Origin of the sequence: Paraburkholderia yinzeri, assembly GCF_046581065.1 — a bacterium.
Lineage (GTDB): Bacteria > Pseudomonadota > Gammaproteobacteria > Burkholderiales > Burkholderiaceae > Paraburkholderia.
In genome coordinates this window covers 508,452-534,811 of sequence record NZ_JBFOCJ010000003.1, presented here as the reverse complement: position 1 = coordinate 534,811, position 26,360 = coordinate 508,452, and the positions used below count along the sequence as shown (strand labels likewise).

Below are 26,360 nucleotides of genomic sequence, written 5' to 3'. Positions count from 1 at the left end.
CATTTTTGCTGCATCTGCTGCTTGAGGGCCGGATGCCGACGCGATACCGTCGTGACATCCCTCTTTTCCGGCCCCCCGGCACTCTCGCAGTCACCATGTATCGTTACACCGAATTCGACAAAGCCTTCGTGGCCAACCGCGCCGCGCAGTTCCGCGATCAGCTCGAACGCTGGCAGAGCGGCAAGCTGAGCGAGGACGCGTTTCGCCCGCTGCGCCTGCAAAACGGCTGGTATGTCCAGCGCCACGCGCCCATGCTTCGCGTGGCGGTGCCCTACGGCGAGTTGTCGAGCGAGCAGCTTCGCGTGCTCGCGCGCATCGCCCGCGAATACGACGAGCCCGAAGCCGAGGTCTATCGCCGCGCGCTCGAAGCACAGCGCAAGCTGGGCACCGTCCGCCTGCCCACGCAGCATGCGCATTTCACGACGCGCACCAATGTTCAGTTCAACTGGATTCCGCTCGCCAGGTCCGCCGACGTGATGGACCTGCTTGCGACGGTGAACATGCACGGCATCCAGACGAGCGGCAACTGCATCCGCAATATCTCATGCGACGAGCGCGCGGGCGTGGCGCCCGACGAGATCGTGGACCCGCGTCCGTTTGCCGAAATCATGCGGCAGTGGACCACGCTCCACCCGGAATTCGCCTATCTGCCGCGCAAGTTCAAGATCGCCATGACGGGAGCGGCCGAAGATCGCGCGGCGACCGACTGGCACGATGTGGGCCTGCGGCTGCTGCTCAACGAACAAGGCGAGCTTGGGTTTCGCGTGACCGCGGGCGGGGGCATGGGACGCACGCCGGTGATCGGCACGGTATTGCGCGAGTTCCTGCCGTGGCGGCACATCATGAACTACATCGAGGCCGTGGTGCGCGTGTATAACCAGTACGGCCGCCGCGACAACAAATACAAGGCTCGCATCAAGATTCTCGTGAAGGCCGAGGGCCAGCGCTTTCTCGACGACGTCGAGGAGGAGTTCCGGCAGATCGTCGACCACGACGGCGGCCCGCATACGATTACGCAGGCCGAGTTCGAACGCGTGAGCGCCTGTTTCGTCGAACCGCCGAAGCTGGTCGCCAATCGCGCGGCCAGCGCGACCGCCGCAGCCGAACTCGAAGCCGCCGCTGCCAGCACGCCGCAACTCCGGCGCTGGCTCGAACGCAACGTCTGCGCCCACAAGCAGCCTTCGCTGCGCATTGTCACGCTCTCGTTCAAGCGCCCGCTGCAGGCGCCAGGCGACGCCTCCGCCGATCAGCTCGAACGCGTGGCGGATCTCGTGGATCGCTTCTCCGCCGGCGAGGCGCGCGTCACGCATACCCAGAACGTCGTGCTGCCGTGGGTTCACGCCGACGACCTGCTCGCGCTCTGGCGTGCCGCCGGGGAAGCCGGCCTCGCGAGCGCGAACGTGCATCTGCTTACCGACATGATCTCCTGCCCCGGCGGCGACTTCTGCGCGCTGGCCAACGCGCGTTCGCTGCCGATCGCGCAAAGCGTCATGGAACGCTACCAGGATCTCGACGAACTGAACGATATCGGCGCGATCGATCTGCATATCAGCGGCTGCATCAATTCGTGCGGCCACCACCATAGCGGCCACATCGGCATACTGGGCGTCGACAAGGACGGGGCGGAGTGGTATCAGATCACGGTCGGCGGCTCCGACGGGTCGGCGGCCAGCGGCGATGCGAGATCCGGCAAGGTCATCGGGCCGTCTTTCGCGGCGCAGGAAGTGCCCGACGTCATCGACGCCCTGCTTGCCGCTTATCTCAGGCAGCGCGAGCCGCGCGGCGAACGCTGCGAAACGTTCATCGAAACGGTTCGCCGCATCGGCCTCGAACCGTTCAAGGCGGCCGCCGATACGGTTCGCGCCACGGCGGAGGGTGCCGTATGACGCGTCTTCGTCTCCTCGGCGCCCTCGAACAAGCTGCGGATGTTTCGTCATCCACACTGGTTCTTGCCAACGACGCCGATCCGCTTGCCTACGCCGATGCCATCGCGCATGCATCGCGCGTGGAGCTTCAGTTTCCTGCGTTCACCGATGGGCGCGCCTATAGTCAGGCCTATCTCATCAGGCGTCGTCTTGGTTTTGGCGGCGATTTGCGCGCGACCGGCGACGTGCTTGGCGATCAACTGCTCCAGATGGAACGCATGGGATTTTCGAGTGCCGTGCTAAGCGATGGGGTTTCCATGGATGACGCGCTGCGCCAGCTCGAACGGTTTCGCGCGTTCTACCAGGGGGATGTTTTGCGCGAGGCGCCATGGCGCGCGAAAGTGCCGAACGAGACTGAGGCTGAGAAAGTACGGTGCGACTGACGTGAGCCTTACCGCCGCGGCGTTCCAAACATCCGCGACAACGCGCGCGCCAACTCCGTGACGGCCGTATCGGCAGTCGGGCGATGAAGCAGCGCGATGTCCATGGTGTCGATGGAAGGCAGTCCGCTCTTCGGCGTCAACACGACGTGGTCGGCGGTGACCGCCCGCGCCGGGAGCAAACTGATGCCGAGCCCGTCGGCCACGGCGGCCTGGATGCCGCTCAGGCTGGTACTGATGAAGCTCATGCGCCAACGGCGGCCGAGCCCCTCGATCGCGTTCGTCATGTCGTCGCGATACAGCCCGCGTGGCGGGAAGGCGACCAGCGGAACCGGATCGCGCTGGATCGAGGGATATTTCGCGCTGTCGATCCAGCGTAGTTGCTCGGGCCAGCAGGCCACCGCCTCACGGCTGTTGTGCCGCTGCTTCAGCAGCACGAGATCCAGATTGCCGTGATCGTAGCTGTTGGCGAGGTCGCGGCACAATCCGCTCGTGACTTCGAGCTTCACCTGGGGATGCTTGCGATTGAACGTCGCAAGTAGTTGAGTGGTCGGTCCGCCGACAAAATCCTCCGGCACGCCGAGGCGAACCGTCAACCCCACCGCCTCGCCCGCGAGGGATTCGATCATTTCGTCATTGAGCGCCAGCATGCGCCGGGCGTAGGCCAGCAAGGTCTCGCCTGCATCGGTCGGGCGCGCGTCGCGGCTGCCGCGTTCGAGCAGCTTGTGCCCGGCCATCTCCTCCAGACGCTGCACTTTCTGGCTCACCGTCGACTGGGTCGAATGGAGCCGTGCCGCTGCCGCCGTGAACGTACCGCAGTCGGCCACCATCACGATGGCCCTCAGCAGATCCAGATCGAATAGCGGCGTGCGCGCTTTTCCGTTGCCTTTCATCCGGCCATTTTACTACTACCCCCTGCGCGTTTGCGGCGCGCCGAGCGTGAGCTTCATCTGGCGGTTGACGTCCTTGTAGAGCAGATAGCGGAAGCGCGAAGGGCCGCCCGCGTAGCAGGCCTGCGGGCAAAACGCACGCAGCCACATGAAGTCCCCCGCCTCCACCTCGACCCAGTCCTGGTTCAGCCGGTAGACGGCCTTGCCTTCGAGCACGTAGAGACCGTGCTCCATCACGTGCGTTTCCGCGAACGGGATCACGCCGCCCGGTTCGAACGTGACGATGTTGACGTGCATATCGTGACGCATGTCGTTGATGTCGACGAAGCGCGTCGTCACCCAGCGTCCCTCCGTACCAGGCATGGGGATCGGCTCGACGTCGCGTTCGTTCTTCACGAACGGATCGGGCAGCGGCAAACCGTCCACTGCTTCGTAGTGCTTGCGAACCCAGTGGAAGCGCGCGCAATCGTCGGAACGGTTATGCAACGCCCAGTTCGTGCGCGGCGGAATGAACGCATACCCACCCGGAACGAGCCGGTGTTCGACGCCATCGAGCGTGAGCGAGATCTCCCCTTCCACCACGAAGAGGACGCCTTCCGCGTGCTCGTCCAGCTCGGGACGCTCGCTGCCGCCGCCGGGCCCCACTTCCATGATGTACTGCGAGAACGTTTCGGCGAAGCCGGACAACGGACGCGCCAGTACCCAGAGGCGGGTATTGTTCCAGAACGGCAGATGGCTCGTGACGATGTCGCGCATCACGCCTTTCGGAATGACCGCGTACGCTTCGGTGAACATGGCGCGATCGGTCAGCAACTCGGTCTGGGCGGGGTGGCCGCCGTGCGGTGCGTAGTAAGGGGTCGACGACATTCGGCGGGCTCCGTGCGGATGGGTGTTGGACATCGACACCATATCGGACACGTGCGTTATCGACAAATTAAATATTGGAATGCGAGGTATTCGATTTCTGGATGGATGGTAGCTGGGTGGCGACGCGTGGCAATCCGTCTGCCGAATCGCGGGCGTTGCGATCCGGCCCGCTGCTACGCGCCCTGCCGGGCCTTCCAGGCCGCGTAGAGATCCGCGCGGGACGCCGGCCGGACCGGCTCGTAGCGAATCTTCATGGATTGCTCGGCGAACGGCTTTGCCAGTTCGGCGTAGACGGCCGCCGTCGATAGCCCGTAAGGCGCAGCGTCGTCGTTCGAATACGCATAGACGACCTCGCCGATGCCGGCCATCCGCATCGCGGCGATGCACATCGGGCATGGGTGGCCGCTTGCGTAGACCGTGCATCCCGCGAGGTTCGGCGAGCCGAGTTTCTGGCTGGCAGCGCGGATCGCGTTCAGTTCCGCATGCGAGGTTGGATCGTTGGTGCGCAGGATCTCGTTGACGCCGGTGGCGATAGTTTCGCCATCCTTGACGATCACTGCGCCGAAGGGCCGGCCGCCCTGCTCCACGTTGGCGTAGGCGAGTTCAATGGCTTCGGAAAGGAAGCGTTGCTGAGGGGGCATGGTTGTGGCTCCTTCGGTGATCGAGGCGATAGCGCGCAAGTCCTGTTCGTTCGCACGCCTCCCGATTCTACCGATCGCCGGATCGGCGCATCCGCGACAATGCCACGAACCCGGCTTCGCGCCGAAGCGCGAAGCCGGCCGCACGCACGGCCCATGTTTTCCTGCAATGCGTGCGCGCCGCTCATCGGCCGAGCATCGGCAGCTTCAGGCCCGCTTCGCGCGCGCTCTGCTGCGCCAGCTCGTAGCCGGCGTCCGCATGGCGCATCACCCCCGTCGCCGGGTCGTTGTGCAGCACCCGCCCCAGACGCTCGTGCGCCGCCGCCGTGCCGTCCGCCACGATCACCACGCCCGAGTGCTGCGAGAAGCCAATGCCCACGCCGCCGCCGTGATGCAGCGACACCCACGACGCGCCCCCCGCCGTGTTCAGCAGCGCGTTGAGCAGCGGCCAGTCGCTCACCGCGTCCGAGCCGTCCTTCATCGCTTCCGTCTCGCGGTTCGGGCTCGCCACCGAACCCGTGTCGAGGTGATCGCGGCCGATCACGATCGGCGCCTTCAGCTCCCCGTTCTTCACCATCTCGTTGAACGCCTGGCCCAGACGATAGCGGTCCTTCACCCCCACCCAGCAGATCCGCGCCGGCAGCCCCTGGAACGCAATGCGCTCGCGCGCCATGTCCAGCCAGTTGTGCAGGTGCGGATCGTCGGGGATCAGCTCCTTCACCTTCGCGTCGGTCTTGTAGATGTCCTCAGGATCGCCCGAGAGCGCCACCCAGCGGAATGGCCCCTTGCCCTCGCAGAACAGCGGACGGATGTACGCCGGCACGAAACCCGGGAAGTCGAACGCATTCTCGACGCCCATCTCCAGCGCCATCTGGCGGATGTTGTTGCCGTAGTCGAGCGTCGCCGCGCCGCGCGCCTGCAGCGTGAGCATCGCGCGCACCTGCTGGGCCATCGATGCCTTCGCGGCCTGGACGATGCTCTCCGGCGCCACCTTCTGCGCCTCGCGCCACTGCCCGACCGTCCAGCCCTGCGGCAGGTAGCCGTGGATCGGGTCGTGCGCGCTGGTCTGGTCCGTCACGCAGTCCGGCACGATGCCGCGCGCCACGATCTCCGCGAACACGTCGGCCGCGTTGCCGAGCAGGCCCACCGAAACCGGCCTGCCCGTTTGCTTCGCTTCCTCGACGATGGCGAGCGCCTCATCCAGCGTCTTCGCCTTGCGGTCCACGTAGCGGGTCTTCAGGCGGAAGTCGATGCGCGTCTCGTCGCATTCCACCGCGATCATCGAAAAGCCCGCCATGGTCGCCGCGAGCGGCTGCGCGCCGCCCATGCCGCCCAGCCCGCCCGTGAGGATCCAGCGGCCCTTCGGGTTGCCGTTGAAGTGCTGGTTCGCCACCGAGTAGAACGTTTCGTAGGTGCCCTGAACGATGCCCTGCGAGCCAATGTAGATCCAGCTACCCGCCGTCATCTGGCCGTACATCATGAGGCCCTTGCGGTCCAGTTCGTGGAAATGTTCCCACGTGGCCCAGTGCGGCACGAGATTGGAGTTCGCGAGCAGCACGCGCGGTGCGTCCGCATGCGTGCGGAACACGCCCACCGGCTTGCCCGACTGGATCAGCAGCGTCTCGTCCTCGTTCAGGTCCTTCAGCGACGCGAGGATCTGGTCGAAACATTCCCAGTTGCGCGCGGCGCGGCCAATGCCGCCGTACACCACGAGCGCGTGCGGATGCTCGGCGACTTCCGGATCGAGATTGTTCTGGATCATCCGGTAGGCCGCCTCGGCCAGCCAGGTCTTGCAGACCTTCTCGCTGCCGCGCGGCGCGCGGATCGTGCGGGTGGGATCCAGACGCGGATCGGTGAAATTGGGGTGATTCATGACGCCCTCGGAATGGTTATCAGGTTCGAACTGCGATTCGTGAAATCCTGCCGCGCTTATTGTTCGGACGCGAACGTCAGCGGGCTGTGCGCCGCAATCACGCCGTTCTGCACGAGACGCGTCATGGCCGCGATGTCCGGGGCAAAGTAGCGGTCGAGATCGTAGTGCGGTACCTCGCTGCGTACTGTCTGCATCACGTGCGCGAGCGCCGGGCTCGTCTGGTGCGGCGCGCGCAGGTCCACGCCCTGGGCGGCAGCGAGAAGCTCGATCGCGAGGATGTTCGCCGTGTTGTCCGCAATGTCGGCGAGCTTGCGCGCGGCGAAGGTCGCCATCGATACGTGGTCCTCCTGGTTCGCCGAAGTCGGCAGCGAGTCGACCGAAGCCGGATGCGCAAGCGTCTTGTTTTCCGAGGCGAGCGCGGCCGCCGTCACATGCGCGATCATGAAGCCCGAGTTCACACCGCCATCCTTCACGAGGAACGGCGGCAGGCCCGAGAGCGTCGCGTCGATCAGCAGTGCGATGCGGCGTTCGGCCAGCGCGCCGATTTCGGCGGCGGCAAGTGCCAGGTTGTCGGCGGCGAACGCTACCGGCTCGGCGTGGAAGTTACCGCCCGAGAGCACTTCGCCGGTGTCCGGGAAGATCAGCGGATTGTCGGAGACGGCGTTCGCTTCCACGAGCAGCACCTGTGCCGCGTGGCGCATCTGGTCGAGGCACGCGCCCATTACCTGCGGCTGGCAGCGCAGCGAATACGGGTCCTGCACCTTGCCGCAGTCGCGGTGCGAAAGATTGATCGCCGAGCCTTCGAGCAGCGAGCGGTAGGCCGCCGCCGCCTCGATCTGGCCGCGATGTCCGCGCAGCTCGTGAATACGCGCGTCGAACGGCTTGACCGAGCCCGCCGCCGCGTCCACGCACAGCGCGCCCGAGACGAGCGCCGTGCGGTACAGGTCTTCGATCGCGAAGAGGTTGTAGAGCGCGAGCGCCGCGGAGGCCTGCGTGCCGTTCAGGAGCGCGAGACCTTCCTTGGCCTGCAGCGCGAGCGGTTTGAGGCCAACGAGACGCAGGCCTTCTACCGCGCTCACGCGCTCGCCCTTTGCGAACACTTCGCCCACGCCAAGCAGCACGGCCGACATATGTGCGAGCGGCGCGAGGTCGCCCGAGGCGCCCACGGACCCCTTGACGGGAATCACCGGCAGCACGTCGGCGTTGAAGAGCGCGATGAGCGCGTCCATCACCTCGCGGCGGATGCCCGAGTGGCCGCGGCCGAGGCTCGACAGCTTGAGCGCCATCAGGAGGCGCACGACCGGGCGCGCCATCGGCTCGCCCACGCCCACGGCGTGCGAGAGCACGAGATTGCGCTGCAGCAGTTCGAGCTGGTCGGTCGGAATGTGGGTGCTTGCGAGGCGGCCGAAGCCGGTATTGATGCCGTAAGCGGGCTCGCCCTTCGCGGTGATTTCGGCAACGGCGCGGGCGCACGCGTCGATGGCGGCAAAACTTGCCGGATCGAGTTCGAGCGTCACCCCGTTTTTGTCGGTTGCGCGGGCGATCTGGCGCAGTTGGGGAAGAGTCAGGTGGCCGGGAGTCAGTTTAATCATGGCGATCAAGTTGTCTGGACAAGATGACTGGCAGATTACAGAATGAGGCTTGTATAGACAAGTAGAAAAAGCTCCGCGTATACCCGCAAATCGTCTTTCTGGCGCTTCCATTACTTGGCCTTTCGATTGTGGCGCGAACGCTTGTCTCGGTAATAACACCGATTGTTGGCCATCGAGAGTACCGTTAATTTGTATAGACAACTTGATGCTGTGTCGACAATCCTTCCCGGAGACTTCATGAAGAAACTTGCCTTGTGCGTCGCCCTTGCCCTCGCTGCCGGTGGTGCTTATGCGAAAGACTGGTCCACCATCCGTTTCGGCACCGACGCGAGCTACGCGCCGTTCGAATCGAAGGCGGCCGACGGCAAGCTCGTCGGCTTCGACATCGACCTCGGCAACGAGATTTGCCGGCGCATGAATGCGAAGTGCGTGTGGGTCGAGCAGGACTTCGACGGCATGATCCCCGGCCTCAAGGCGAAGAAGTTCGACGGTGTGCTCTCCGCGCTGACGATCACCCCGCAGCGCGAAGAGCAGATCGCCTTCTCCGCGAAACTGTTCAACACGCCTACGCGTCTCGTCGCGAAGAAGGGTTCGGTGCTGCAGCCGACCGTCGCGTCGCTCAAGGGCAAGACAGTGGGCGTCGAGCAAGGCTCGATCCAGGAGACTTATGCCAAGGAGAACTGGGCGCCTAAGGGTGTCAACGTCGTGCCGTACCAGAACCAGGACCAGGTCTATCTGGATCTGCAGTCGGGACGCCTCGACGCCGCGCTGCAAGACGAAATCCAGGCCGACCTCGGCTTCCTCAAGACGCCGCGCGGCGCCGACTTCGCGTTCGCCGGACCGGAAATCCCGACCGGCGCGGCGGCCATCGGCTTGCGCAAGGACGATGCCGATCTGAAGGCCAAAATCGACAAAACGATTGCCGACATGATCAAGGACGGCACGTACAAGAAGATCGAGTCGAAGTACTTCGACTTCGACGTCTACGGCGGCTGAGCCTTGCCGTTTGCATCCGCATCAAAGGAGTCGGTGCTGCGCGGCCGCGCGGCGCCTGCCCTGTAATCGAGGATCCATCCATGCTTTTTCAAGGCTTCGGCCCGCTGCTCCTCGCGGGCACGTGGGAAACCATCAAGCTCGCGGTGCTTTCGCTTGCCGCGGCATTCCTGCTGGGTCTCGCCGGCGCTGCGGCGAAGCTCTCGCCCAACCGCGTGGTCTCGCGCATCGGCACGCTCTACACGACGCTGATTCGCGCGGTACCCGACCTCGTGCTGATGCTGCTGCTGTTCTATAGCATCCAGATCTGGCTGAACGACCTGACCGACATGCTCGGCATGGACCAGATCGACATCGACCCATTCGTGGCCGGCGTCATCACGCTCGGCTTCATCTATGGCGCGTATTTCACGGAGACCTTTCGCGGGGCATTCCTCTCCGTGCCGCGCGGGCAGATCGAGGCCGGCTTTGCCTACGGCATGAGCTCGCGGCGCGTCTTCACGCGCATCCTGTTCCCGCAGATGATGCGCTACGCGCTGCCCGGCATCGGCAATAACTGGCAGGTGCTCGTGAAAGCCACGGCGCTCGTCTCGATCATCGGTCTCGCCGACGTGGTGAAGGCCGCGCAGGACGCCGGTAAGGCCACGCAGGCGTTCTTCTTCTTCACGCTCGTCACCGGTGCGATCTACCTGGCGATCACCACCGTTTCCAACCTGGCATTGCATCGCCTCGAAAAGCGCTACTCGACCGGCGTGCGGAGGGCTGCGCTGTGATCGAACTGCTTCGGCAATACTGGCCCAACTATCTGTACAGCGACGGTTTCAATTACAGCGGCCTTGTCATCACGCTCTGGCTGCTGGTGGTTTCGATCGTGCTCGGCTTTGCGCTCGCCGTGCCGCTCGCCATCGCGCGCGCGTCGCGCAATCCCTGGATTTCGCGGCCCGTCTGGCTCTATACCTATGTGTTTCGCGGCACGCCGCTCTACGTTCAGTTGCTGCTCTGCTATACCGGCCTCTACAGCCTGCACTACGTCCATACTCACGAGCTGCTCGGCGAATTCTTTCGCAGTGCCATGAATTGCACGCTGCTCGCGTTCACGCTGAACGAGTGCGCCTACGCCACCGAGATCTTTGCCGGCGCGATCCGCGAAACCTCATACGGCGAGATCGAGGCGGCCCTCGCCTATGGCATGCCGAAATTCAAGCTCTATACGCGCATCATCCTGCCCTCTGCCCTGCGGCGCGCCCTGCCCGCGTACAGCAACGAAGTGATTCTGATGCTGCACGCCACCACGCTCGCCTTCACCGCAACCGTGCCCGATATCCTCAAAGTGGCGCGCGATGCGAACTCCGCCACCTACATGACGTTTCAGGCTTACGGCATCGCGGCCGTGCTGTACGCGTCGATCGTCTTCGCCCTGATCTGGGCATTCCGCCGCATGGAAACCCGCATGCTGGCCTACCTGAAACCGCAAGGGCACTGACGCGCTGTTAGTCCTGATGGAGTGTATTGAGCATGTACAAGCTGATTGTCGACGACCTGCACAAGAAGTTCGGCGAGAACGAGGTATTGAAGGGCGTATCGCTCAAGGCGAAAGCCGGCGACGTGATCAGCCTGATCGGGTCGAGCGGCTCGGGCAAGAGCACGTTCCTGCGTTGCATCAACTTCCTCGAATCGCCCTGCTCGGGCCGTATCGCGGTGAACGGCGAAGAAATCCGCACGAGCCCCGACCGCAGCGGGTCTCTGCGCGTGAGCGACCCGAAGCAACTGCGGGCGATGCGCACGCGCCTCTCGATGGTCTTTCAGCATTTCAACCTGTGGGCACACATGAATGTGCTGGAGAACATCATCGAAGCGCCCGTGAGCGTGCTGGGCCTGAGCCGCGACGAAGCCGAGGCCCGCGCCCGCAAGTACCTGACCAAGGTGGGTCTGTCGACTGGCGTCGAGCACAAGTATCCGTCGCACCTGTCCGGCGGTCAGCAGCAGCGTGTGGCGATTGCCCGCGCGCTGGCGATGGAGCCCGAAATGATGCTGTTCGACGAACCGACCTCGGCGCTGGACCCTGAACTGGTCGGCGAGGTGTTGAGAGTGATGCAGGCGCTGGCGGAAGAAGGCCGCACGATGATTGTCGTCACGCACGAAATGGGGTTCGCACGCAATGTCTCGAATCACGTCGTCTTTCTGCACCAGGGAAAGATCGAAGAGCAAGGCGATCCCCGCGAGGTGCTGAATGCGCCCCGCAGCGAGCGATTGCAGCAGTTTTTGGCGGGGCGGTTGAAGTAGGCGCGCCGCGCGTGCTACCTCGCCATCGCTGAGTTCATTCGCCAATAAACTTGCTCAGCAGCCTGCGCAGTTCGTCGAATTCAGCTTTGGTGAATTTGCGCAGTCGTGCGTTGAGCACCTTGGGTGCGATGTCCGGAATCTGCGCGGCAGCGGCCTGGCCCTCCGCGGTCAACGCGAGGTTCACCACCCGGCGATCTTCCACGCAGCGCGAGCGCTCGACGAGCCCCTTGTCTTCCAGCTTGTCGAGCAGGCGCGTCATCAGGCCCGTATCGACGCTGAGGAGTTTCGAGAGGGCGTAGGGCGTCGTGGCGACACCCCTGCTGATCGACAGCAGAATGCCCATTTGCGGGCTCGTAATGTCGAGACCCTTCAGCGCCGCATCCATCTCCGATGTGATCAGATTACGCGCCTTCGTGAGCGCAAACCCCACGCTTTCGGTGAGCATGAAATTCTTCGGCGTGTAGTGGTCCATCGCGATGGGCTCCGGAGAGACGTTGTCGAATTCAAAATAACTGCAGAGTCAGAATTTGTCAAGATGCTCCGGAGCTGCCAACTGGGTGGGCGTCAGGCCGGTAGATCCCCTTACCTGCCCATGATGCGTGCCTCCGACTCGCCGACGATCACGATCTCCGTGCGCCGGTTCCTCGCCTGGCCTTCGGGCGTATCGTTGTCTGCTACCGGGTGGTCATATGCGAAACCTTTCGTCGTGATCCGCGAGGGGGGGATGCCGCGTTCTTCGAGTGCATCGGCGACGGTTTTCGCGCGCGCTTCGGACAATTGCATGTTGTACTCGTGCGTGCCGACATTGTCCGTATGTCCTTCGACGATCACGGGCTTGTCGCTACGCTTGAGCAGCACCACTGCGCGATTGAGCGCAGTGGTGGCATCCGCGCGCAACGTGGACTGGTCGAAGTCGAACAGCACCTTCTCGGGTAGACGCAGTTGCACGCCATCCTTACCTTGAATTACTTCGATGCCGCTCGCCTGGTTAAGGGCCTCTTCATGGCCGCGATTGAGATTCGAGCAGGCTGTGAGCAGCGTGATCAGGCTGGCGCAGGTGGCGACGGTGAATATATTTTTCATTCAGGTTTCCTTTATATATAAAACTGTACTACTGAGATATGATTCGACGATCTACGTGCTTGCCCGAACCACTGAAATTACGCGGCGCGCTGCTGTAGGCAGTATCGAGCCTGACCTGTGCCTGCTCTGTCGGGAGACAAGACCTTGAACGTGTAGCTCAACATGCGATTCCAGAATTCGGGGAAGCCAAAGTCATCCACCACGTCGTCTGGCGCGTAACCCTCCGAGTCCGTCCAGTACTTTGCGATGGCATAACGGAGGGACCTGCGTTCGTTTTCGACACGCACGCGCAGCACCAGTGCGCTCCAGTACTCCTCGTCTGGCCTGTAAGCTTTTGACGCTACGAAGGTTAGCCACCGTTCGTTTGCGGAGCCTGACGGCAGTGCGGTATGTTCGAACAGCATGAGCAAGCCAATCCCCTCGGGTCCGTGTCTCATCGAGAGTCCCGGCACAATACACAATGCCCGCGCGCCAGTGGTCGACGCGTCAAGTGGCATGTCGGAGGCCACATCCGTCATCTTGAGCAGTTGCTGAAGCGATTCCGTATGGTTCATACAGCGCACCCTTGCGCAGCCAGAGCGCCATGTTTGGCACACTGGACACAACGATTCCCCCCAGAAACTCCCCGTTTTTTTCCGCCAGTCTCGTTGGGTGTGAGTGAGGACGAGAAGCCTGGTTTCCGTCAGAAAAGAGAATGGATCGTTTTGCGGATCGGCAAGTGCGGACTCCAGCTCTGCGCCGGGTTGGCCGTCGGCGCAGCGTGCTTTGCCCCATGCTTCGATTGCACCCGAGGCCCGAACGCGGATGAGTATGGGAAGCATGCGGTAGTGACCGTCAACTGCGTCAAAGCTGCGATCGATCCGATCGCTCGACAATCGCGGTGGCCGGCGTTCGATGGACGACTCCTTCGAGATTGAAACCGATCGCATCACGAGATGCAGACGTTTGATTGCCTTCCATCCGAGATCGCGTGGCGCCGTGCCTCCCAATAGTCGGCGTAGCAACCCTGGTCATGGCGGCGATATCCCGAGGATCTTCGACATCGATCTGAAACACGCCCGGCAACCAGTCCAGATGAGACCCGTGGGCAAATCGGGCAATCGCCCCAAGGGCCTCGCAGCACAGCAGTTCGCTTGACGGCTCAAACTGGATATAGTTTGGAGGAACGCCAATATAACGTTTAATCCTCTCGCTCCCACTGCGCCAGTAGTTCAGCAGGAATTGCGGTAACAACATCGGCGTATCGCTTACCGACAAACTGTTCGGCGCGCTTCAGCAATACCGGAATCGGGCTGCTGGGCTCGTGAAGTTCGAACCACTGTCGTGCCTCACGGATCAGGTTAAGCGCTGAGTGACGATCGGAAGCCTTGCCGGCTGCGCGGGGAGGTACTGGTTCGGATAACGTACTTGCCTCACTTTCATCAGAAGTGGTCGGCGGCTCAACCAATTCCGCAGATTCGTGGATCACTTCCTGCTCGTCCCTTTCTTCGTCCGAGGCGTCTTGCACCGGGCGACTGCTGGCCGGCACCGCGATGTGACGAAGAAGCCGCTTGAGCGCGGTGAGATCCGGTGCGTAGACACTCAGGTGCTCGTGGCACCAGTCTTCGATCGCCGTCAAACTGTCTAACGCATCGTCGAACCCAGAGAGGACTTCGGGACGCTGCATGCGCAACTCTTCAAGCTGCCTTGTCACAGATTCCGGTGTCAGCGTATCACTCGGACGGGGATGCGCGAATGCCCGCTCGACGTCGCGCAACTGCAGGCGCGTCGCCGTCGACCGCGTTAGCGCGATTTCCCGCAGATCGGAGATCAGCCCGTCGGTATCGGCCAGCGATTGCAGCGCGTTCATGCGGATTTCGAGCGCGACCGCGCGATCTTCGTCCACACCCAGTTGCGGGTGAACCAGATCGGGGAATGCAGCCAGCCATCCGGCCAACAGACCCAGTCCCTCCGCGAAGCCTGTGGCGGCCGCGAGCCGTGTGCGGCCGCGGATAAAGAGCACGGCCAGGCGCACGTCCTTGCTGCGCATCATCAGGCGGCGGCAGTCCCTGTCCACATCGCTCCAGTTCACTGGCTCCGGCGTACCGACGAAGTCGCCATATTGAGCTGCGGCCTTTGCGGCGACGCTTGCGCTCAACACGACGAACTCCGGATCGTATTCGAGATCACTGCCGCACGGCGACTCGCCCGAGATGGGCGCCATCCAATCGTGCATGGCGCCTCGACTCCCGGCTTCAGGCCGGTTTTTTTTCCGCTCTTGCTCATGGTTCAGTCTTTTTCTGCCGGGCCGCACGGGCTTCGGCGTCGCGTTGAAGCTGGGGCACATAGCGCTCCGGCTCGAAAGTCATGCCTGTGACAGGCTCAGGCGAAGGAGACTGCCCGAGCCATCCGGACCAGCACGCCGAAGTAGTGGGACAGCGTCGGGTCTCGCCGGTGCTCCTTGCGTTCACGCGCAATCTCGGTTATGTGGATGGGCAGCGGGCCGTTGGGTCCGAGCATGCTGAGCCTGACCAGGAGAACCTTCAGGCGCTCTTGTTCAACGCTGACGCTCGCGATCTCGCGCGGCGCGAAAACAAGACTCGCCTGCTGCCCCACCCGGTAAGGTTCAGCCTGAGACAGCCGGGCCGTCCCGATCGGGTCGATGGCTGGACTGGCCCCGATACGGCGCATCAGGGCGAGAAATCCATATCGCCACGGCTCGGCCTGCAGGTGGTCGAGCAACGGCTGGGACAGGGCGATGTCCTGGATCAGCGCCTTGAACGGAGTACGCTGCATCAAGCCACTCCGCGCGTACCCATGCGCACGGGCCAGCGCGCGACCCGGCCGCGTTGCATTGAGTGCAACTCGGTGCGCGTGAACGAGTTGATCGACACATGCCGCGCCATGTAGTGCTCGAGGATCAGGCCAAGCAGATAGGGGCTCACGCCTGAGAATCCGGTCTCGTCCACGGTGAAGACACACTCGATACCGCGCCCGAAGACGAGCGGGCCGTTACCCGGCAACATGGCGTTGATGGGACGCGTTTTCACCCCGATCAGGCCTTCGACCTGGCGCTGACGCTCGGTATCGTCACTCGCGAGGAAAAGCCTGAGCAGATCGCGCAGGCCCTGGCCACCTTCGCGGTGATCCATGTCGCTGAACGGCAGATAGTTGAAGTTCAACTGCCGGATCAGGCGCCAGGCCATCTCGCGCTCAGCATAGGGAGGTCTCGGCGGACTTGGAGGACGGATCAGGCCGATCGACAGGATCGAATCCTCGTCGTTTCCGTCGAGGTCGTCCACACCGTTGCGCGGAACGAGCAGCGGGAGATCGCGATTGGTCACCCATGCGTCCGCCGACAGATAGCGGATTTCGCCACTATAGGGCGCCTCCGTCTGGTCGACCAGGGAGACGAACATTTCGGTGCCAATATAGGGCGTGCGTGTGCCATACCGCCGGCTGTTGTCCGACGCCAGGCGCCGCTCGCGGCGCCCCGAAAAGTATCGGCCGTAGTTGCCTTCATCGTTGTTCAGCGTCTGGTACAGCGGCCTGAATTCCAGTTCAGCCGAACTGGATGTCTTCTGGCCGCATAGCTTCCGGATGGCAAAGATTTCGTAGTCAAGCGGTTCCAGCTTCGACGGCGCAAGCCTGATCTCAGCTTCGCCCCGCGGGATTTCGATCTGGTCGGTCCGCTTTTCGAACAGGTTCACGACCGGGGTGCAAAAAAGTGCGAAGCGCGACGCATCAACCAGATGTGTCAGCTGACTGGTGGGCTGGTCCAGCAGCACGATCACTTCGACTTCGCTACCGGCGATGCGGCTGAATCCTTGTGCGAGCCCGGTCAGCGCAAAAAAATAAAACCTGCTCGGGCACGCGAAGTACTCATGTAGCAGATTGTGCCCGTGAAACTTTGACCAGGTGAGTGGCAGAAGTCCCTGGCCAATACCGATGCCCTCAAAGTCAACCGGGTTCGACTTCACAACCGACAAGGACTCGCCCGCCGTACCGAACTGTCCCGGCTCGCCGATGACCAGCGCAACGTTGGTGGCATGCACCAGTTCGAACAGATGAGAAGCCACCTGCTCATCGCCGGCAAGATAGATCGGCAGGCGGTCAAGGCCTTGAAGATCCGAGATCGGCGAGCCATTCGTGGTGCGGAACCGGATGCGCAAGGCACCCCGAACCTGGCAGTCAGGCGAAACATAACGGTCAAGTCCGATCACGTCGGGCGGAATCGCGGTGAGTTTTGCTTCGGAGATACCCAGCGGATACAACGTAACATCCAGTCCACTGCGGAACTGGCACGCCGTCTTCTCGCCCACGGGTTTGCGTGCCTTGAAGATGGTGCCGCGAGGCAAATGAAACCCCCTGTTCAGGTTCTCTTCCTTCGGACTCGGATAGATGCGTGCCACCGACATGGATGGCGTCGGCGCCACGTAATTCGGGTAGATGACTTCGAGAAGCCGTTCAGTGAACTTCGGAAACTCCGCATCGATCTTGATCTGGGTACGGGCCGCCATGAAGCAGAACGACTCGATCAGGCGTTCGACGGAAGGGTCTGCGACTTCGCCCACCTGCATGCCCAGACGCGCTGCAATCTTGGGGTGCTGCCGCCCGAACTCGCCAGCGAGCTCGCGCATGTAGATCAGTTCCCGGTTGTATTCGTCGAGCAGTCTTGGCTCCATTTCCCTACCCCGTATTCGTTATGATTCAGACGGCGTGAGCGCCGCTGACGCTGAGCTGACTGGTCTCCAGATCGAGTGAGCTCTGCACCATGAATTCCAGGGGATAAGGATCCATGCTGATCAGGCCGCGCACCTCAAACGCCAATGCGTTGTACTGAACTTCACCCTTCTTGTCCGCCAACGGCGATACGCTGAGGCTGTCTGGAACCAGGCGCGGCTCGAAATCGGTGATCGCCTGTTTGATGATGCTTTCAATGTCCGCCCACTGGCGGGTTGCCATGAATTTGCCGGCCAGCGCCGGCACACCGAAGTTCACCGTCGAGGCCGCCGCTTCCGGGTAGCGGGCGCGATCGATCTGCTCTTCGATGTTGGTCGTATTGAGCAGATAGGCGAGATCGCGCTGGACGATGTCTCGCATCTGCGAGCGGGTGACTGCGTATTCGCCTGGCGCCTCATGCTGCCGGTGTGGCGCATCATCGCGCAACCTGTCCAGCAGCGTTGGCATCAACCAGGCATTCGGTCGCCGCGGAGCCGTGGTCGTGTTTGCGGCCCCGGTCTTGCGCTTACGCTCCTCCATGAGCGCCCCCCTCGCCGGATAGCGCAACCTCAGCGATGCCGTCGGCCGGTCTGGGATCGGCATCCTGGGCAAACGTACAGACATCGAGTTCGAACAGGCCGATATCGCCAACGCTCGTCGCCCAGGTTTTGCGGCCCTGGGCAATCACGCCTGTACGACCGGCCGCTGCCCAGATCGTCGTATTGCCGAGGCGCAGCGCATCCTGCGTGGCGTCATCGTGGGTTGTATCCGCGATAGCGGGAAAACGGGCAGGCATAAAGCCACGGACCGTCGAACCGTCGACGAGCGCGATCGAGCACGGCGCCCAGACGAGATCCACCAGTGCCGTCGGCCGGCCGAGTTCCCAGGCCGAGATGTCGGAGAAAGGCAGCCAGCGATAGCGGCCTGCCGTAATGACCTCGCAGACGGGCCCAAGACGCGAGTCGCTGTCCGCGATCCACTCAAACGGATGGGCTGCACCAAGACCGCTCGTCAGGGGAGCCTGATCCAGCGCGGCTTCACGCATGTCATCGGCAGCGTCTGGTTCTCCCGCTGCACCCAGGCGCAGTGCCTCGACGAGGCCTTGCGCCCACGATGGCGGATCGATGACGAAGCCGGGCTGCGCGAGTCCACCCATGACTTTCGCACGCCAACGCTCGGCGCGGATCAGGTCCCGGTATGCCTGCGCCACCTGGGCCTGCCCGGGACTCAACTGCGCAAAGATCTGGAGTTGCTGGATCGCCCGCTCCCATTGTTCCATTACGCAAAGCAGCTGGAACAGCATCCAGCGGTGGTCCGCAACGGCGGGCTGACTGCGTATCATGCCCTGCACGTCATCCATGCTTGCATGCAGCGAAATCATCATGGTGTATCCACGGTCGAGCTCACTTGGGGCATTGGCAGCGGGCTGTCAATACCGGGTGAATGATGGTCGCGCCGGGCGAGTGCAGGCGGCAGGGTCGCCATCGAACGCCAGGCCGAAGCCAGGTATTCCGGTGGCGCAAAAAGGCGCAGGATCTCCGGCACGGATTCCGACTCCGGCAGGTTTCCGATATCGCTCTCTTTCAGCGGGCCAAATGCATGGTCCAGCAGTTGTGCGCCAGAGAGCAGTGCTTCGATTGAATCCAGGCCGGCATTGGGGCGACGCGGATCATCAGGCAGACCCGAATCTCCACGGGCGTACCGTTCAGATCCGGTCGTGGATTCCCAGTCAGCCTCGACCCCTGGTCCGAGTGGATTGTCCAGTGCCTGGCAGTACTGCCTATGCAAGCTGGCGATCAGATCATCACCATCTACGCGTGTCGATGTCCGGGACACAGCGCGCGGCTCCATCACCGGGCGTGATCCGATGAGACCAAAGATCGCCTTACTCCCGTGCAAATCCGCGTGAGTCTGATGCGTATCAAACATCAACAACGCGCCGTCGTTCATTTCCGGCATTTCCGCATGCTTTTGCCCGGCGGTATTCTCAAAAGAAAGTGTGCGCGGCTCGGCGCGCGTCACAGGCAATTCACGACGATGAAGCAACCGGAGGATGTTCATGAGACAGTGGCTGGAATATACATCGAAGATGCGCATTTTAAACATAGTAATCGCACGTTCGTCCACTGTGGTCTCATGAAAGCATATCTTTTTATTCGAATCGCATATTGTTAAATAATTGTTGAATATCGAAAAAATTCTGATATGGGGCAAATTTTCGCATTAATGTTGAGAAAATTAAGAATCCCGTTATTGACTGAGATTGCCAATTTTCTGTAGTCGAAGCACTAAATATCGAAAAATTATTTTTGAGATATTCGAGATTGAAATTTAGAGCAAACATCCTGAATTTATATCGTTGACGAGCGCGGACATAAAGAATTAAAGTTCGACGTGGAAATAGTCCCAGATGTCCAGAAGGGGCTATTCTTCGTCGTATTTACCCGGGGAAGAAGGAGGCACCAGGCAATTGCGGTAAAAGCACACGGTGCATACCGCAATATGCGATTTCCAAGGGTGGCGAAGCGCAACAAGAATGAAATCAAAGACAATCCTGGAAAAAATCATGACGATTTCCCGTCAGGCACTGTTTGGAAAGATGGGTATCACACTGTTTAGGAATGCTGAATCCGCGACAGCGTATTGCAAGCTTAGAGGCAATCCGTACGTCGAACTGGTGCATTGGTTGCACCAGATCCTGCAACAGCCCGATTCCGACCTGTATCGCGCGTTGCGACACTGCGGCATCGAGCGCACGATAGTGGATTGCGACATCGCGCATGCATTGGTGACGCTGCCCTCTAATGCAAGTTCTGTCATCGACTTCTCGCACCACATCGATATCGCCATCGAGCGGGCCTGGGTTATTGCAACACTGAGCATGAACGACCAGCGCATCCGCAGCGCGTGGCTGCTGGTGGCCCTGGTGACAACACCTGAACTACGGCGCGTTCTCCTTTCCATCTCGTCTGCCTTTGCGAAAATTCCCGTAGACGGTTTGACCGAAGCGCTACCCGCATGGATTGACGGGTCGCCAGAAGCGAGTGAAGCTCCGCACGACAACAGCGACTACACCCCCGCCCTTCCTGGCGAGGCGTCCCAGGCGCTGCCTGGTACATCGAAAGGCTCCATGTTCGAGCAGTACTGCACGGACTTGACTGCCCGTGCAAGCGCCGGTGAGATCGATCCCGTCGTCGGGCGCGAGCTCGAAATCCGCACGATGATTGACGTGCTGCTGCGCCGACGGCAGAACAACCCGCTACTTACGGGTGAAGCCGGTGTCGGCAAGACAGCCGTCGTTGAGGGGCTTGCGCTGGCGATCGCCAATGGTGAAGTGCCGCCCAAGCTTGCCTGTGTGCGACTACTGAGCCTCGACGTCGGTGCGCTCCTTGCCGGTGCAAGTATGAAGGGTGAGTTCGAGGCGCGCCTGAAGAGCGTGCTCGAAGCGGCCGCAAAGTCGCCCGTCCCGGTCATTCTCTTCGTCGACGAAGTCCATACGCTGATCGGCGCGGGCGGGCACGCCGGTACTGGCGATGCGGCCAACCTGCTCAAGCCGGCGCTTGCACGCGGCACGATCCGTACCATCGGAGCGACGACGTGGACCGAGTACAAGCGACACATCGAGAAGGATCCGGCGCTCACCCGTCGCTTTCAGGTATTGCAGGTTCTCGAGCCTGAGGAACTGGCCGCCATTGACATGGTGCGGGGTCTCGCGCAAATGTTCGCGAAGCATCATGGTGTCACGGTGCTCGATGAAGCCATCCGCGCCGCGGTAACCCTTTCACATCGCTACATTCCCTCGCGGCAGTTGCCGGACAAGGCAATCAGTTTGCTCGATACGGCCTGCGCACGTGTGGCGCTCTCGCAGCACTCGCCACCGCGCGAAATGCAAAGCCTGTCCGAGCGCCTGCGTGCGGCAATCGTCGAGCGCGACCTGCTGCAGCAGGAAGCACGCATTGGTCTCGATGCGGATCGCGCCATCGCTTCGGTCAGCGAGCGCATCGAAACCCTGACCTGTGACATGACAACCATCGAAGGACGATGGCGTACCCAGCTCGACGCCTTGAAGGCGCTTGCGGGTGCGCGCGAGGCGGCCATGTCAGGCGACCGGGAAGCGGTTGGTTCACTGCGCGATCTTGATGCGCAGTTCTCGGAACTGCAGGGTGAAACACCCTACGTGTTCCCGGAAGTTGATGAAACCATCGTCGCCGAGATCGTGTCGGACTGGACCGGTATTCCGGTGGGCCGCATGGTGACGAACGAAATCGCAGCAGTTCGCACGTTGCCCGCGACACTCGAGGCACGTGTGATCGGCCAGACCGACGCACTTCACCAGATTGGTGAGCGCGTGCAGACAGCCCGTGCCGGTCTCACGGACCCGAAAAAGCCGCTCGGCGTATTCCTGCTCACAGGACCTTCCGGCATCGGCAAAACCGAAACGGCGCTTGCGATCGCCGAAGCACTCTATGGTGGCGAGCAGAACTTGATCGCCATCAACATGAGCGAGTACCAGGAGGCTCACACAGTCTCTGGCCTCAAGGGCGCGCCGCCGGGCTACGTCGGTTATGGTGAAGGCGGTGTGCTGACGGAAGCCGTGCGCCGTCGCCCCTACTCGGTGGTACTCCTTGACGAGATTGAGAAGGCGCACCGTGACGTCCACGAATTGTTCTTCCAGGTATTCGACAAGGGCTACATGGAGGACGGTGATGGCCGGTACATCGACTTCCGCAACACGACGATCCTGCTGACCAGTAACGTGGGGGCTGAACTGACCGCGAGCCTGTGCGCCGACCCGTCGCTCGCGCCCGCAGCAGAGGCCCTGCGCGATGCGCTCACGCCCGAGTTGCTCAAGGTCTTCCCGGCTGCATTCCTCGGTCGCGTCGCTGTCGTGCCGTACCGCCCGCTCGCCAGCATGTCGCTCGCCCGCATCGTGCGCCTGCATCTGGATCGCGTCGTGAAACGCATGGCTGAAACGCACCAGATCGTGCTTACCTATGACGAGGCGGTCGTCGATTACATCGCCGGACGACGCCTCGTGCAGGAGACGGGCGCCCGCGTGCTGATCGGCTTCATCGAGCAGCACATCCTGCCCCGTCTTTCGACCCTGTGGCTCGATGCGTTCTCGTCGAAGCAGCCCCTTTCAAGCATTGATATCGCCCTGGGCGATCGTGATGCGCCGCCGGCCACCGCGCTGCTGTTCCGCTTTCCATCGGCGGAGTCGGCCAGCCGGACCGATGACCTCAACGCAGAAACCGAAGAATCTTTCCCTGTCGGGCAGGCCCTCTGATGCTGCCGACCTTTTACCTCCGCTCACGGGAGTTTCCCCATGTCCGCTAGCAGTTCGCAGAAGTTCATTGCACGCAACCGCGCGCCGCGCGTGCAGATCGAGTACGACGTCGAAGTCTACGGTTCCGAAAAGAAGGTCGAGTTGCCGTTCGTGATGGGCGTGCTTGCCGACCTCTCCGGCAAGCCGGTCGAATCGCTGCCTGCTGTGGCAGACCGCCGCTTTCTCGACATTGATATTGACAATTTCGATGAAAGGATGAAGGCCATCCGGCCGCGTGTCGCATTCGCCGTACCGAACACGCTCACGGGCGAAGGCCAGATCATGGTCGACATGACTTTCGAGAGCATCGAGGACTTCTCGCCTGCGGCTATCGCACGCAAGGTTGAGCCGCTGCGCAAACTGCTCGACGCACGCACGCAACTCGCGAACCTGCAGACGTACATGGACGGCAAGTCGGGAGCGGAATCGCTCGTGAACCAACTGCTCCAGGACCCGGGACTCCTCAAGTCGCTCGCTTCCGCACCGAAGCCGCAGGCGACAGACGATGCAGCGCAAGCCACGGAAACTGGCAGCGCGAACTGATCGACAGGATATCCCAAGAGACAAGCCATGACAAAACAGCAAGCACAGGCCGCAAGCGCCGCCGTCGAGACCCAGTCGGATTTTAGCCAGCTGCTCAATCAGGAATTCCGCCCGAAGACTGACCGGGCCCGCGAAGCCGTCGAACTTGCGGTCCAGACGCTCGCCGAACAGGCGCTGCTGCAATCGGCCACCATCAGCGACGACGCCTACAAGAGCATTACCGCGATCATCGCGCAGATCGATCATAAGCTCTCCGAACAGACCAACCTCATCCTGCACCACGACGATTACCAGAAGCTCGAATCGGCATGGCGCGGCCTGCATCACCTCGTCTCGAACACGGAGACGGACGAGCGCCTCAAGATCCGCTTCATGGATATCTCGAAGGACGAGCTGCGCCGCACAATGAAGCGCTACAAGGGCCTAGCATGGGACCAGAGCCCGCTCTTCAAGCAAATCTACGAAGAGGAATACGGTCAGCTCGGCGGCGAGCCGTACGGCTGCCTCGTCGCAGACTACTATTTCGACCACACCCCGCCCGATGTCGACCTGTTGGGTTCGATCGCGAAGATCTCGGCCGCCGCGCACGCACCCTTCATCTCGGGCGCGTCGCCATCGGTTCTTCAGATGGAATCGTGGCAGGAACTCGCCAATCCGCGCGACCTCACGAAGATCTTCACGCAGAATCTCGAATACGCTCCCTGGAATTCGCTGCGCAACACTGACGATGCCCGCTATGTCGGTCTTGCAATGCCGCGCTTCCTGGCCCGCCTGCCGTATGGCGCGAAAACGAATCCTGTCGACGAATTTGACTTTGAGGAGGAGACGAACGGTTCGGATCATCGCCGTTACGCGTGGGCGAACGCGGCCTACGCGATGGGCGTGAACATCAATCGTTCGTTCAAGCTTTACGGCTGGTGCTCGCTGATCCGCGGCGTCGAGTCGGGCGGCACGGTCGAAAGCCTGCCGTGCCACACGTTCCCGACGGACGACGGCGGAATCGACATGAAATGCCCGACCGAAATCGCTATCTCGGACCGCCGCGAGGCAGAGTTGTCGAAGAACGGTTTCATTCCGCTCATCCACCGCAAGAACACGGACCATGCGACATTCATCGGCGCCCAGTCGATGCAGAAACCGGCTGAGTACACCGATGCTGACGCAACGGCCAACGCGAACCTCTCGGCACGCCTGCCGTATCTGTTCGCCTGCTCGCGCTTTGCGCACTACCTGAAGTGCATCGTACGCGACAAGATCGGCACGTTCCGTGAGCGCGAGGACATGCAGCGCTGGCTCAACGAATGGATCATGAACTACGTCGATGCCGATCCAGCCAACTCGTCGCAGGAAACCAAGGCCCGTCGACCGCTGGCCGCGGCTGAAGTGGTTGTCGAGGACGTGGAAGGCAACCCTGGGTACTACCAGGCAAAGTTCTTCCTGCGTCCTCACTTCCAGCTTGAAGGTTTGACGGTTTCGCTGCGTCTGGTCGCCAAGCTGCCGTCGATCAAGGAAGCCGCATAACAGGCACAGATGGGCCATCGGCATATCGGGGTCGATGGCTTGGACCGCATTCCTTCACAAGGAGTCCACGCATGAAAACGTCCTTGATCAGTCTGTCCCCTGTCATCCTCATTGCCGCGCCGCTGATCGCCCCGGGCGCCGTGGACGTCAAGGGTGCACTCGTCATGAATGTGCAATGCGGGTAGTCCGTATCTGAAGCCTGTGTGTATCGAGGGCGACTCGCGAAAGGCACCTTCGGTTCCATCGGTAGCAGTAAGCGTAAGCAGGTTGGTTTCTACTTTTCCAGACTTAAAGAGGAACAAGCAATGCCGTGGACATATATCCAGTCGACAGGCTCCCTGACTGACCCGCAGGGACATCCGATAGCCAGCAATACCTATTCCGGTGCTGGACTCGGTCGCAACAACGGCGCAATGGGACAGACACCCAATGTCGGCCCCATCCCGCGTGGGCGCTATAGCATCGGTAATGCGCGCCACTCGCCCCACACTGGCCCGGTATCGATGGACCTGACACCGCAGGCGGGTACGAATATGTTTGGGCGCAGCGCGTTCCTGATCCATGGCGATAACCTGACGCATACGGCGTCCAACGGCTGCATCAGCTTGCCGCGCACTGTGCGCGACCAGATCAATCGCAGTACCGATCGTGAGCTTGTGGTTCGATGATACGAAGACGTCCATACGCGCTCGTGCTTCTCTTTCTTGGCGTACCCGTGTTCGCTGCAACGTTGACACCTTCGCAACTGGATCAGGAGATCCATACACGCGGAGCAAAAGCGACCGTGCAAGCGCTCGACCGGAGAGGGATGTTCGATACAGTGCTCGACAGGATCGCCACTGGGAACACCGCATGGGTGCGCCTGGCATCCGGCCTGGCACAGGGAACTGACGCCGGTGATTCGACCGGCCTGACTGTCGCGTTGGCCACGGCGTTGCCAAAGAATCCGGCGGTGGTGCTCGCTGCCCTCAACGATGGTCCGGTTATCAACCCGGCGGCTGTGTGTGGTGTGCCGTTCATCGAACCTTCTGCGCAGGAAGTCCGCGAATATCTGGACCGGACCATTCCCGCTGTGACACGCGTCAAACCTTCGGACCGCGTACCGTTTCGCACTCAGTGTCTGGAAGCGCTGCATCACATCCAGAATCCGGTTGCCGGCCAACCTTGACGCTGCAGGCCAGCAATTCGGAGACAGGTTATTTACAGAGACTTAACGGTCTCCACACCCGGCAGTACCATTTTCAAGGAGTTTTAGATGGCGCAAGATATTTTCCTCAAGATCGACGGTATCGATGGTGAGTCGCCCGACGCGTCCCACAAGAACGAGATCGAAGTGGCCAGCTGGAGCTGGCAGGTTTCGCAGCAGTCGAGCATGCACGCCGGCTCGGGCGGCGGTGCAGGCAAGGCAACCGTGGAAGATCTGGCGTTCGACCATTCGGTCGACCGCGCCAGCCCCAACCTGATGAAGTACTGCCTGACCGGCAAGCACATCGACCAGGCCGTGCTGACGGTGCGCAAGGCGGGCGGCAATCCGCTCGAATACCTCAAGATCACCATGAGCGACGTGCTCGTTACGCACGTGAGCCCGGCCGGCAGCAACACCGACAGCGGAATCCGTGAACATGTCCGGCTCTCGTTCGCCAAGGTCAAGCAGGAATACGTCGTGCAGAATGCCCAGGGCGGTAGCGGCGGTGCGGTAACGGCCAGCTACGACATCAAGGGCAACAAGGAGGCATAAGCCTCAC

26 protein-coding genes and 1 pseudogene are annotated in these 26,360 nt (G+C 61.9%); 12 read left to right on the top strand and 15 right to left on the bottom strand.

What is annotated here, in order from left to right; genetic code table 11:
- Nucleotides 1–95: 95 nt before the first annotated feature.
- The gene (locus WJ542_RS29180) at nt 96–1,886 is read left to right on the top strand and encodes a nitrite/sulfite reductase (protein WP_411193026.1); all 1,791 of its coding nucleotides are present in this window, start codon (nt 96–98) and stop codon (nt 1,884–1,886) included.
- The gene (locus tag WJ542_RS29175; protein ID WP_411193025.1) at nt 1,883–2,308 is read left to right on the top strand and encodes a DUF934 domain-containing protein; all 426 of its coding nucleotides are present in this window, start codon (nt 1,883–1,885) and stop codon (nt 2,306–2,308) included. The genes WJ542_RS29180 and WJ542_RS29175 overlap by 4 nt, the downstream gene beginning before the upstream one ends.
- Nucleotides 2,309–2,316: 8 nt before the next feature.
- On the opposite strand, the gene WJ542_RS29170 is transcribed toward WJ542_RS29175, so the two are convergent.
- The 5 genes from WJ542_RS29170 to hutH form a co-directional block, all read right to left on the bottom strand.
- The gene (locus WJ542_RS29170; protein ID WP_411193024.1) at nt 2,317–3,198 is read right to left on the bottom strand and encodes a LysR family transcriptional regulator; all 882 of its coding nucleotides are present in this window, start codon (nt 3,196–3,198) and stop codon (nt 2,317–2,319) included.
- Nucleotides 3,199–3,213: 15 nt separating this feature from the next.
- A complete protein-coding gene (locus WJ542_RS29165) occupies nt 3,214–4,062 on the bottom strand; it encodes a bifunctional allantoicase/(S)-ureidoglycine aminohydrolase (protein ID WP_411193023.1) in 849 nt (282 codons plus the stop codon).
- A 173-nt stretch (nt 4,063–4,235) separates the two neighbouring features.
- A complete protein-coding gene (locus tag WJ542_RS29160; RefSeq protein WP_411193022.1) occupies nt 4,236–4,703 on the bottom strand; it encodes a nucleoside deaminase in 468 nt (155 codons plus the stop codon).
- A 181-nt stretch (nt 4,704–4,884) separates the two neighbouring features.
- Nucleotides 4,885–6,573: a urocanate hydratase gene (hutU, locus tag WJ542_RS29155; protein ID WP_411193021.1), complete on the bottom strand. Its 1,689-nt coding sequence runs from the start codon at nt 6,571–6,573 to the stop codon at nt 4,885–4,887.
- A gap of 56 nt (nt 6,574–6,629) precedes the next feature.
- Nucleotides 6,630–8,165: a histidine ammonia-lyase gene (hutH, locus tag WJ542_RS29150; RefSeq protein ID WP_411193020.1), complete on the bottom strand. Its 1,536-nt coding sequence runs from the start codon at nt 8,163–8,165 to the stop codon at nt 6,630–6,632.
- 237 nt (nt 8,166–8,402) lie between these two features.
- Between hutH and WJ542_RS29145 the strand changes: the two genes are divergently transcribed.
- The 4 genes from WJ542_RS29145 (at nt 8,403) to WJ542_RS29130 (ending at nt 11,441) form a co-directional block, all read left to right on the top strand.
- Nucleotides 8,403–9,161: an ABC transporter substrate-binding protein gene (locus WJ542_RS29145; RefSeq protein WP_411193019.1), complete on the top strand. Its 759-nt coding sequence runs from the start codon at nt 8,403–8,405 to the stop codon at nt 9,159–9,161.
- Nucleotides 9,162–9,241: 80 nt separating this feature from the next.
- Complete coding sequence (locus WJ542_RS29140; protein ID WP_411193018.1) at nt 9,242–9,931, top strand: ABC transporter permease; 690 nt, start codon at nt 9,242–9,244, stop codon at nt 9,929–9,931.
- Nucleotides 9,928–10,641 (top strand): ABC transporter permease, encoded by a 714-nt coding sequence (locus WJ542_RS29135; RefSeq protein WP_411193017.1) that lies wholly within the window; start codon nt 9,928–9,930, stop codon nt 10,639–10,641. The genes WJ542_RS29140 and WJ542_RS29135 overlap by 4 nt, the downstream gene beginning before the upstream one ends.
- 32 nt (nt 10,642–10,673) lie before the next feature.
- On the top strand, nt 10,674–11,441 hold the full coding sequence (locus WJ542_RS29130) for an ABC transporter ATP-binding protein (protein ID WP_411193016.1): 768 nt from the start codon (nt 10,674–10,676) through the stop codon (nt 11,439–11,441).
- A 34-nt stretch (nt 11,442–11,475) separates the two neighbouring features.
- Here the strand turns inward: WJ542_RS29130 and WJ542_RS29125 are convergent, their stop codons facing one another.
- The 10 genes and pseudogenes from WJ542_RS29125 to WJ542_RS29080 all read right to left on the bottom strand — a co-directional run bounded on the left by WJ542_RS29125 (nt 11,476) and on the right by WJ542_RS29080 (nt 19,352).
- A complete protein-coding gene (locus WJ542_RS29125) occupies nt 11,476–11,913 on the bottom strand; it encodes a MarR family winged helix-turn-helix transcriptional regulator (RefSeq protein ID WP_411193015.1) in 438 nt (145 codons plus the stop codon).
- Between the two features lie 110 nt (nt 11,914–12,023).
- A complete protein-coding gene (locus WJ542_RS29120; RefSeq protein WP_411193014.1) occupies nt 12,024–12,524 on the bottom strand; it encodes an OmpA family protein in 501 nt (166 codons plus the stop codon).
- 77 nt (nt 12,525–12,601) lie between these two features.
- Nucleotides 12,602–13,078 (bottom strand): hypothetical protein, encoded by a 477-nt coding sequence (locus WJ542_RS29115; protein WP_411193013.1) that lies wholly within the window; start codon nt 13,076–13,078, stop codon nt 12,602–12,604.
- A 289-nt stretch (nt 13,079–13,367) separates the two neighbouring features.
- Entirely contained in the window at nt 13,368–13,760 is a 393-nt protein-coding gene (locus WJ542_RS29110) for a hypothetical protein (RefSeq protein ID WP_411193012.1), read from the bottom strand.
- The gene (locus WJ542_RS29105) at nt 13,705–14,739 is read right to left on the bottom strand and encodes a type VI secretion system protein TssA (RefSeq protein ID WP_411193541.1); all 1,035 of its coding nucleotides are present in this window, start codon (nt 14,737–14,739) and stop codon (nt 13,705–13,707) included. The genes WJ542_RS29110 and WJ542_RS29105 overlap by 56 nt, the downstream gene beginning before the upstream one ends.
- 182 nt (nt 14,740–14,921) lie before the next feature.
- Nucleotides 14,922–15,299 (bottom strand): annotated as a pseudogene (locus WJ542_RS29100) (type VI secretion system baseplate subunit TssG); the annotation flags it as partial.
- Entirely contained in the window at nt 15,299–17,188 is a 1,890-nt protein-coding gene (tssF, locus tag WJ542_RS29095) for a type VI secretion system baseplate subunit TssF (protein WP_411193011.1), read from the bottom strand. The pseudogene WJ542_RS29100 and the gene tssF, both read right to left, overlap by 1 nt.
- A gap of 25 nt (nt 17,189–17,213) precedes the next feature.
- On the bottom strand, nt 17,214–17,765 hold the full coding sequence (gene tssE / locus WJ542_RS29090) for a type VI secretion system baseplate subunit TssE (RefSeq protein ID WP_411193010.1): 552 nt from the start codon (nt 17,763–17,765) through the stop codon (nt 17,214–17,216).
- A complete protein-coding gene (locus tag WJ542_RS29085) occupies nt 17,752–18,609 on the bottom strand; it encodes a type VI secretion system accessory protein TagJ (RefSeq protein WP_411193009.1) in 858 nt (285 codons plus the stop codon). Before WJ542_RS29085 ends, tssE begins: the two co-directional genes overlap by 14 nt.
- Nucleotides 18,606–19,352, bottom strand: coding sequence for a TagK domain-containing protein (locus tag WJ542_RS29080; RefSeq protein ID WP_411193008.1), 747 nt, complete (start codon nt 19,350–19,352; stop codon nt 18,606–18,608). The genes WJ542_RS29085 and WJ542_RS29080 overlap by 4 nt, the downstream gene beginning before the upstream one ends.
- A gap of 439 nt (nt 19,353–19,791) precedes the next feature.
- On the opposite strand from WJ542_RS29080, the gene tssH reads away from it, so the two are divergent.
- The 6 genes from tssH (at nt 19,792) to WJ542_RS29050 (ending at nt 26,353) form a co-directional block, all read left to right on the top strand.
- Nucleotides 19,792–22,512, top strand: a complete 2,721-nt coding sequence (tssH, locus tag WJ542_RS29075) for a type VI secretion system ATPase TssH (RefSeq protein ID WP_411193007.1) — start codon at nt 19,792–19,794, stop codon at nt 22,510–22,512.
- A 39-nt stretch (nt 22,513–22,551) separates the two neighbouring features.
- Nucleotides 22,552–23,094: a type VI secretion system contractile sheath small subunit gene (gene tssB, locus WJ542_RS29070; protein WP_411193006.1), complete on the top strand. Its 543-nt coding sequence runs from the start codon at nt 22,552–22,554 to the stop codon at nt 23,092–23,094.
- Nucleotides 23,095–23,121: 27 nt separating this feature from the next.
- Nucleotides 23,122–24,615, top strand: coding sequence for a type VI secretion system contractile sheath large subunit (gene tssC / locus WJ542_RS29065; RefSeq protein ID WP_411193005.1), 1,494 nt, complete (start codon nt 23,122–23,124; stop codon nt 24,613–24,615).
- Nucleotides 24,616–24,920: 305 nt separating this feature from the next.
- Complete coding sequence (locus WJ542_RS29060) at nt 24,921–25,283, top strand: tlde1 domain-containing protein (RefSeq protein ID WP_411193004.1); 363 nt, start codon at nt 24,921–24,923, stop codon at nt 25,281–25,283.
- 47 nt (nt 25,284–25,330) lie between these two features.
- On the top strand, nt 25,331–25,783 hold the full coding sequence (locus WJ542_RS29055; RefSeq protein WP_411193003.1) for a hypothetical protein: 453 nt from the start codon (nt 25,331–25,333) through the stop codon (nt 25,781–25,783).
- A gap of 87 nt (nt 25,784–25,870) precedes the next feature.
- Nucleotides 25,871–26,353, top strand: a complete 483-nt coding sequence (locus WJ542_RS29050) for an Hcp family type VI secretion system effector (protein WP_411193002.1) — start codon at nt 25,871–25,873, stop codon at nt 26,351–26,353.
- The last annotated feature ends 7 nt before the right edge of the window (nt 26,354–26,360 follow it).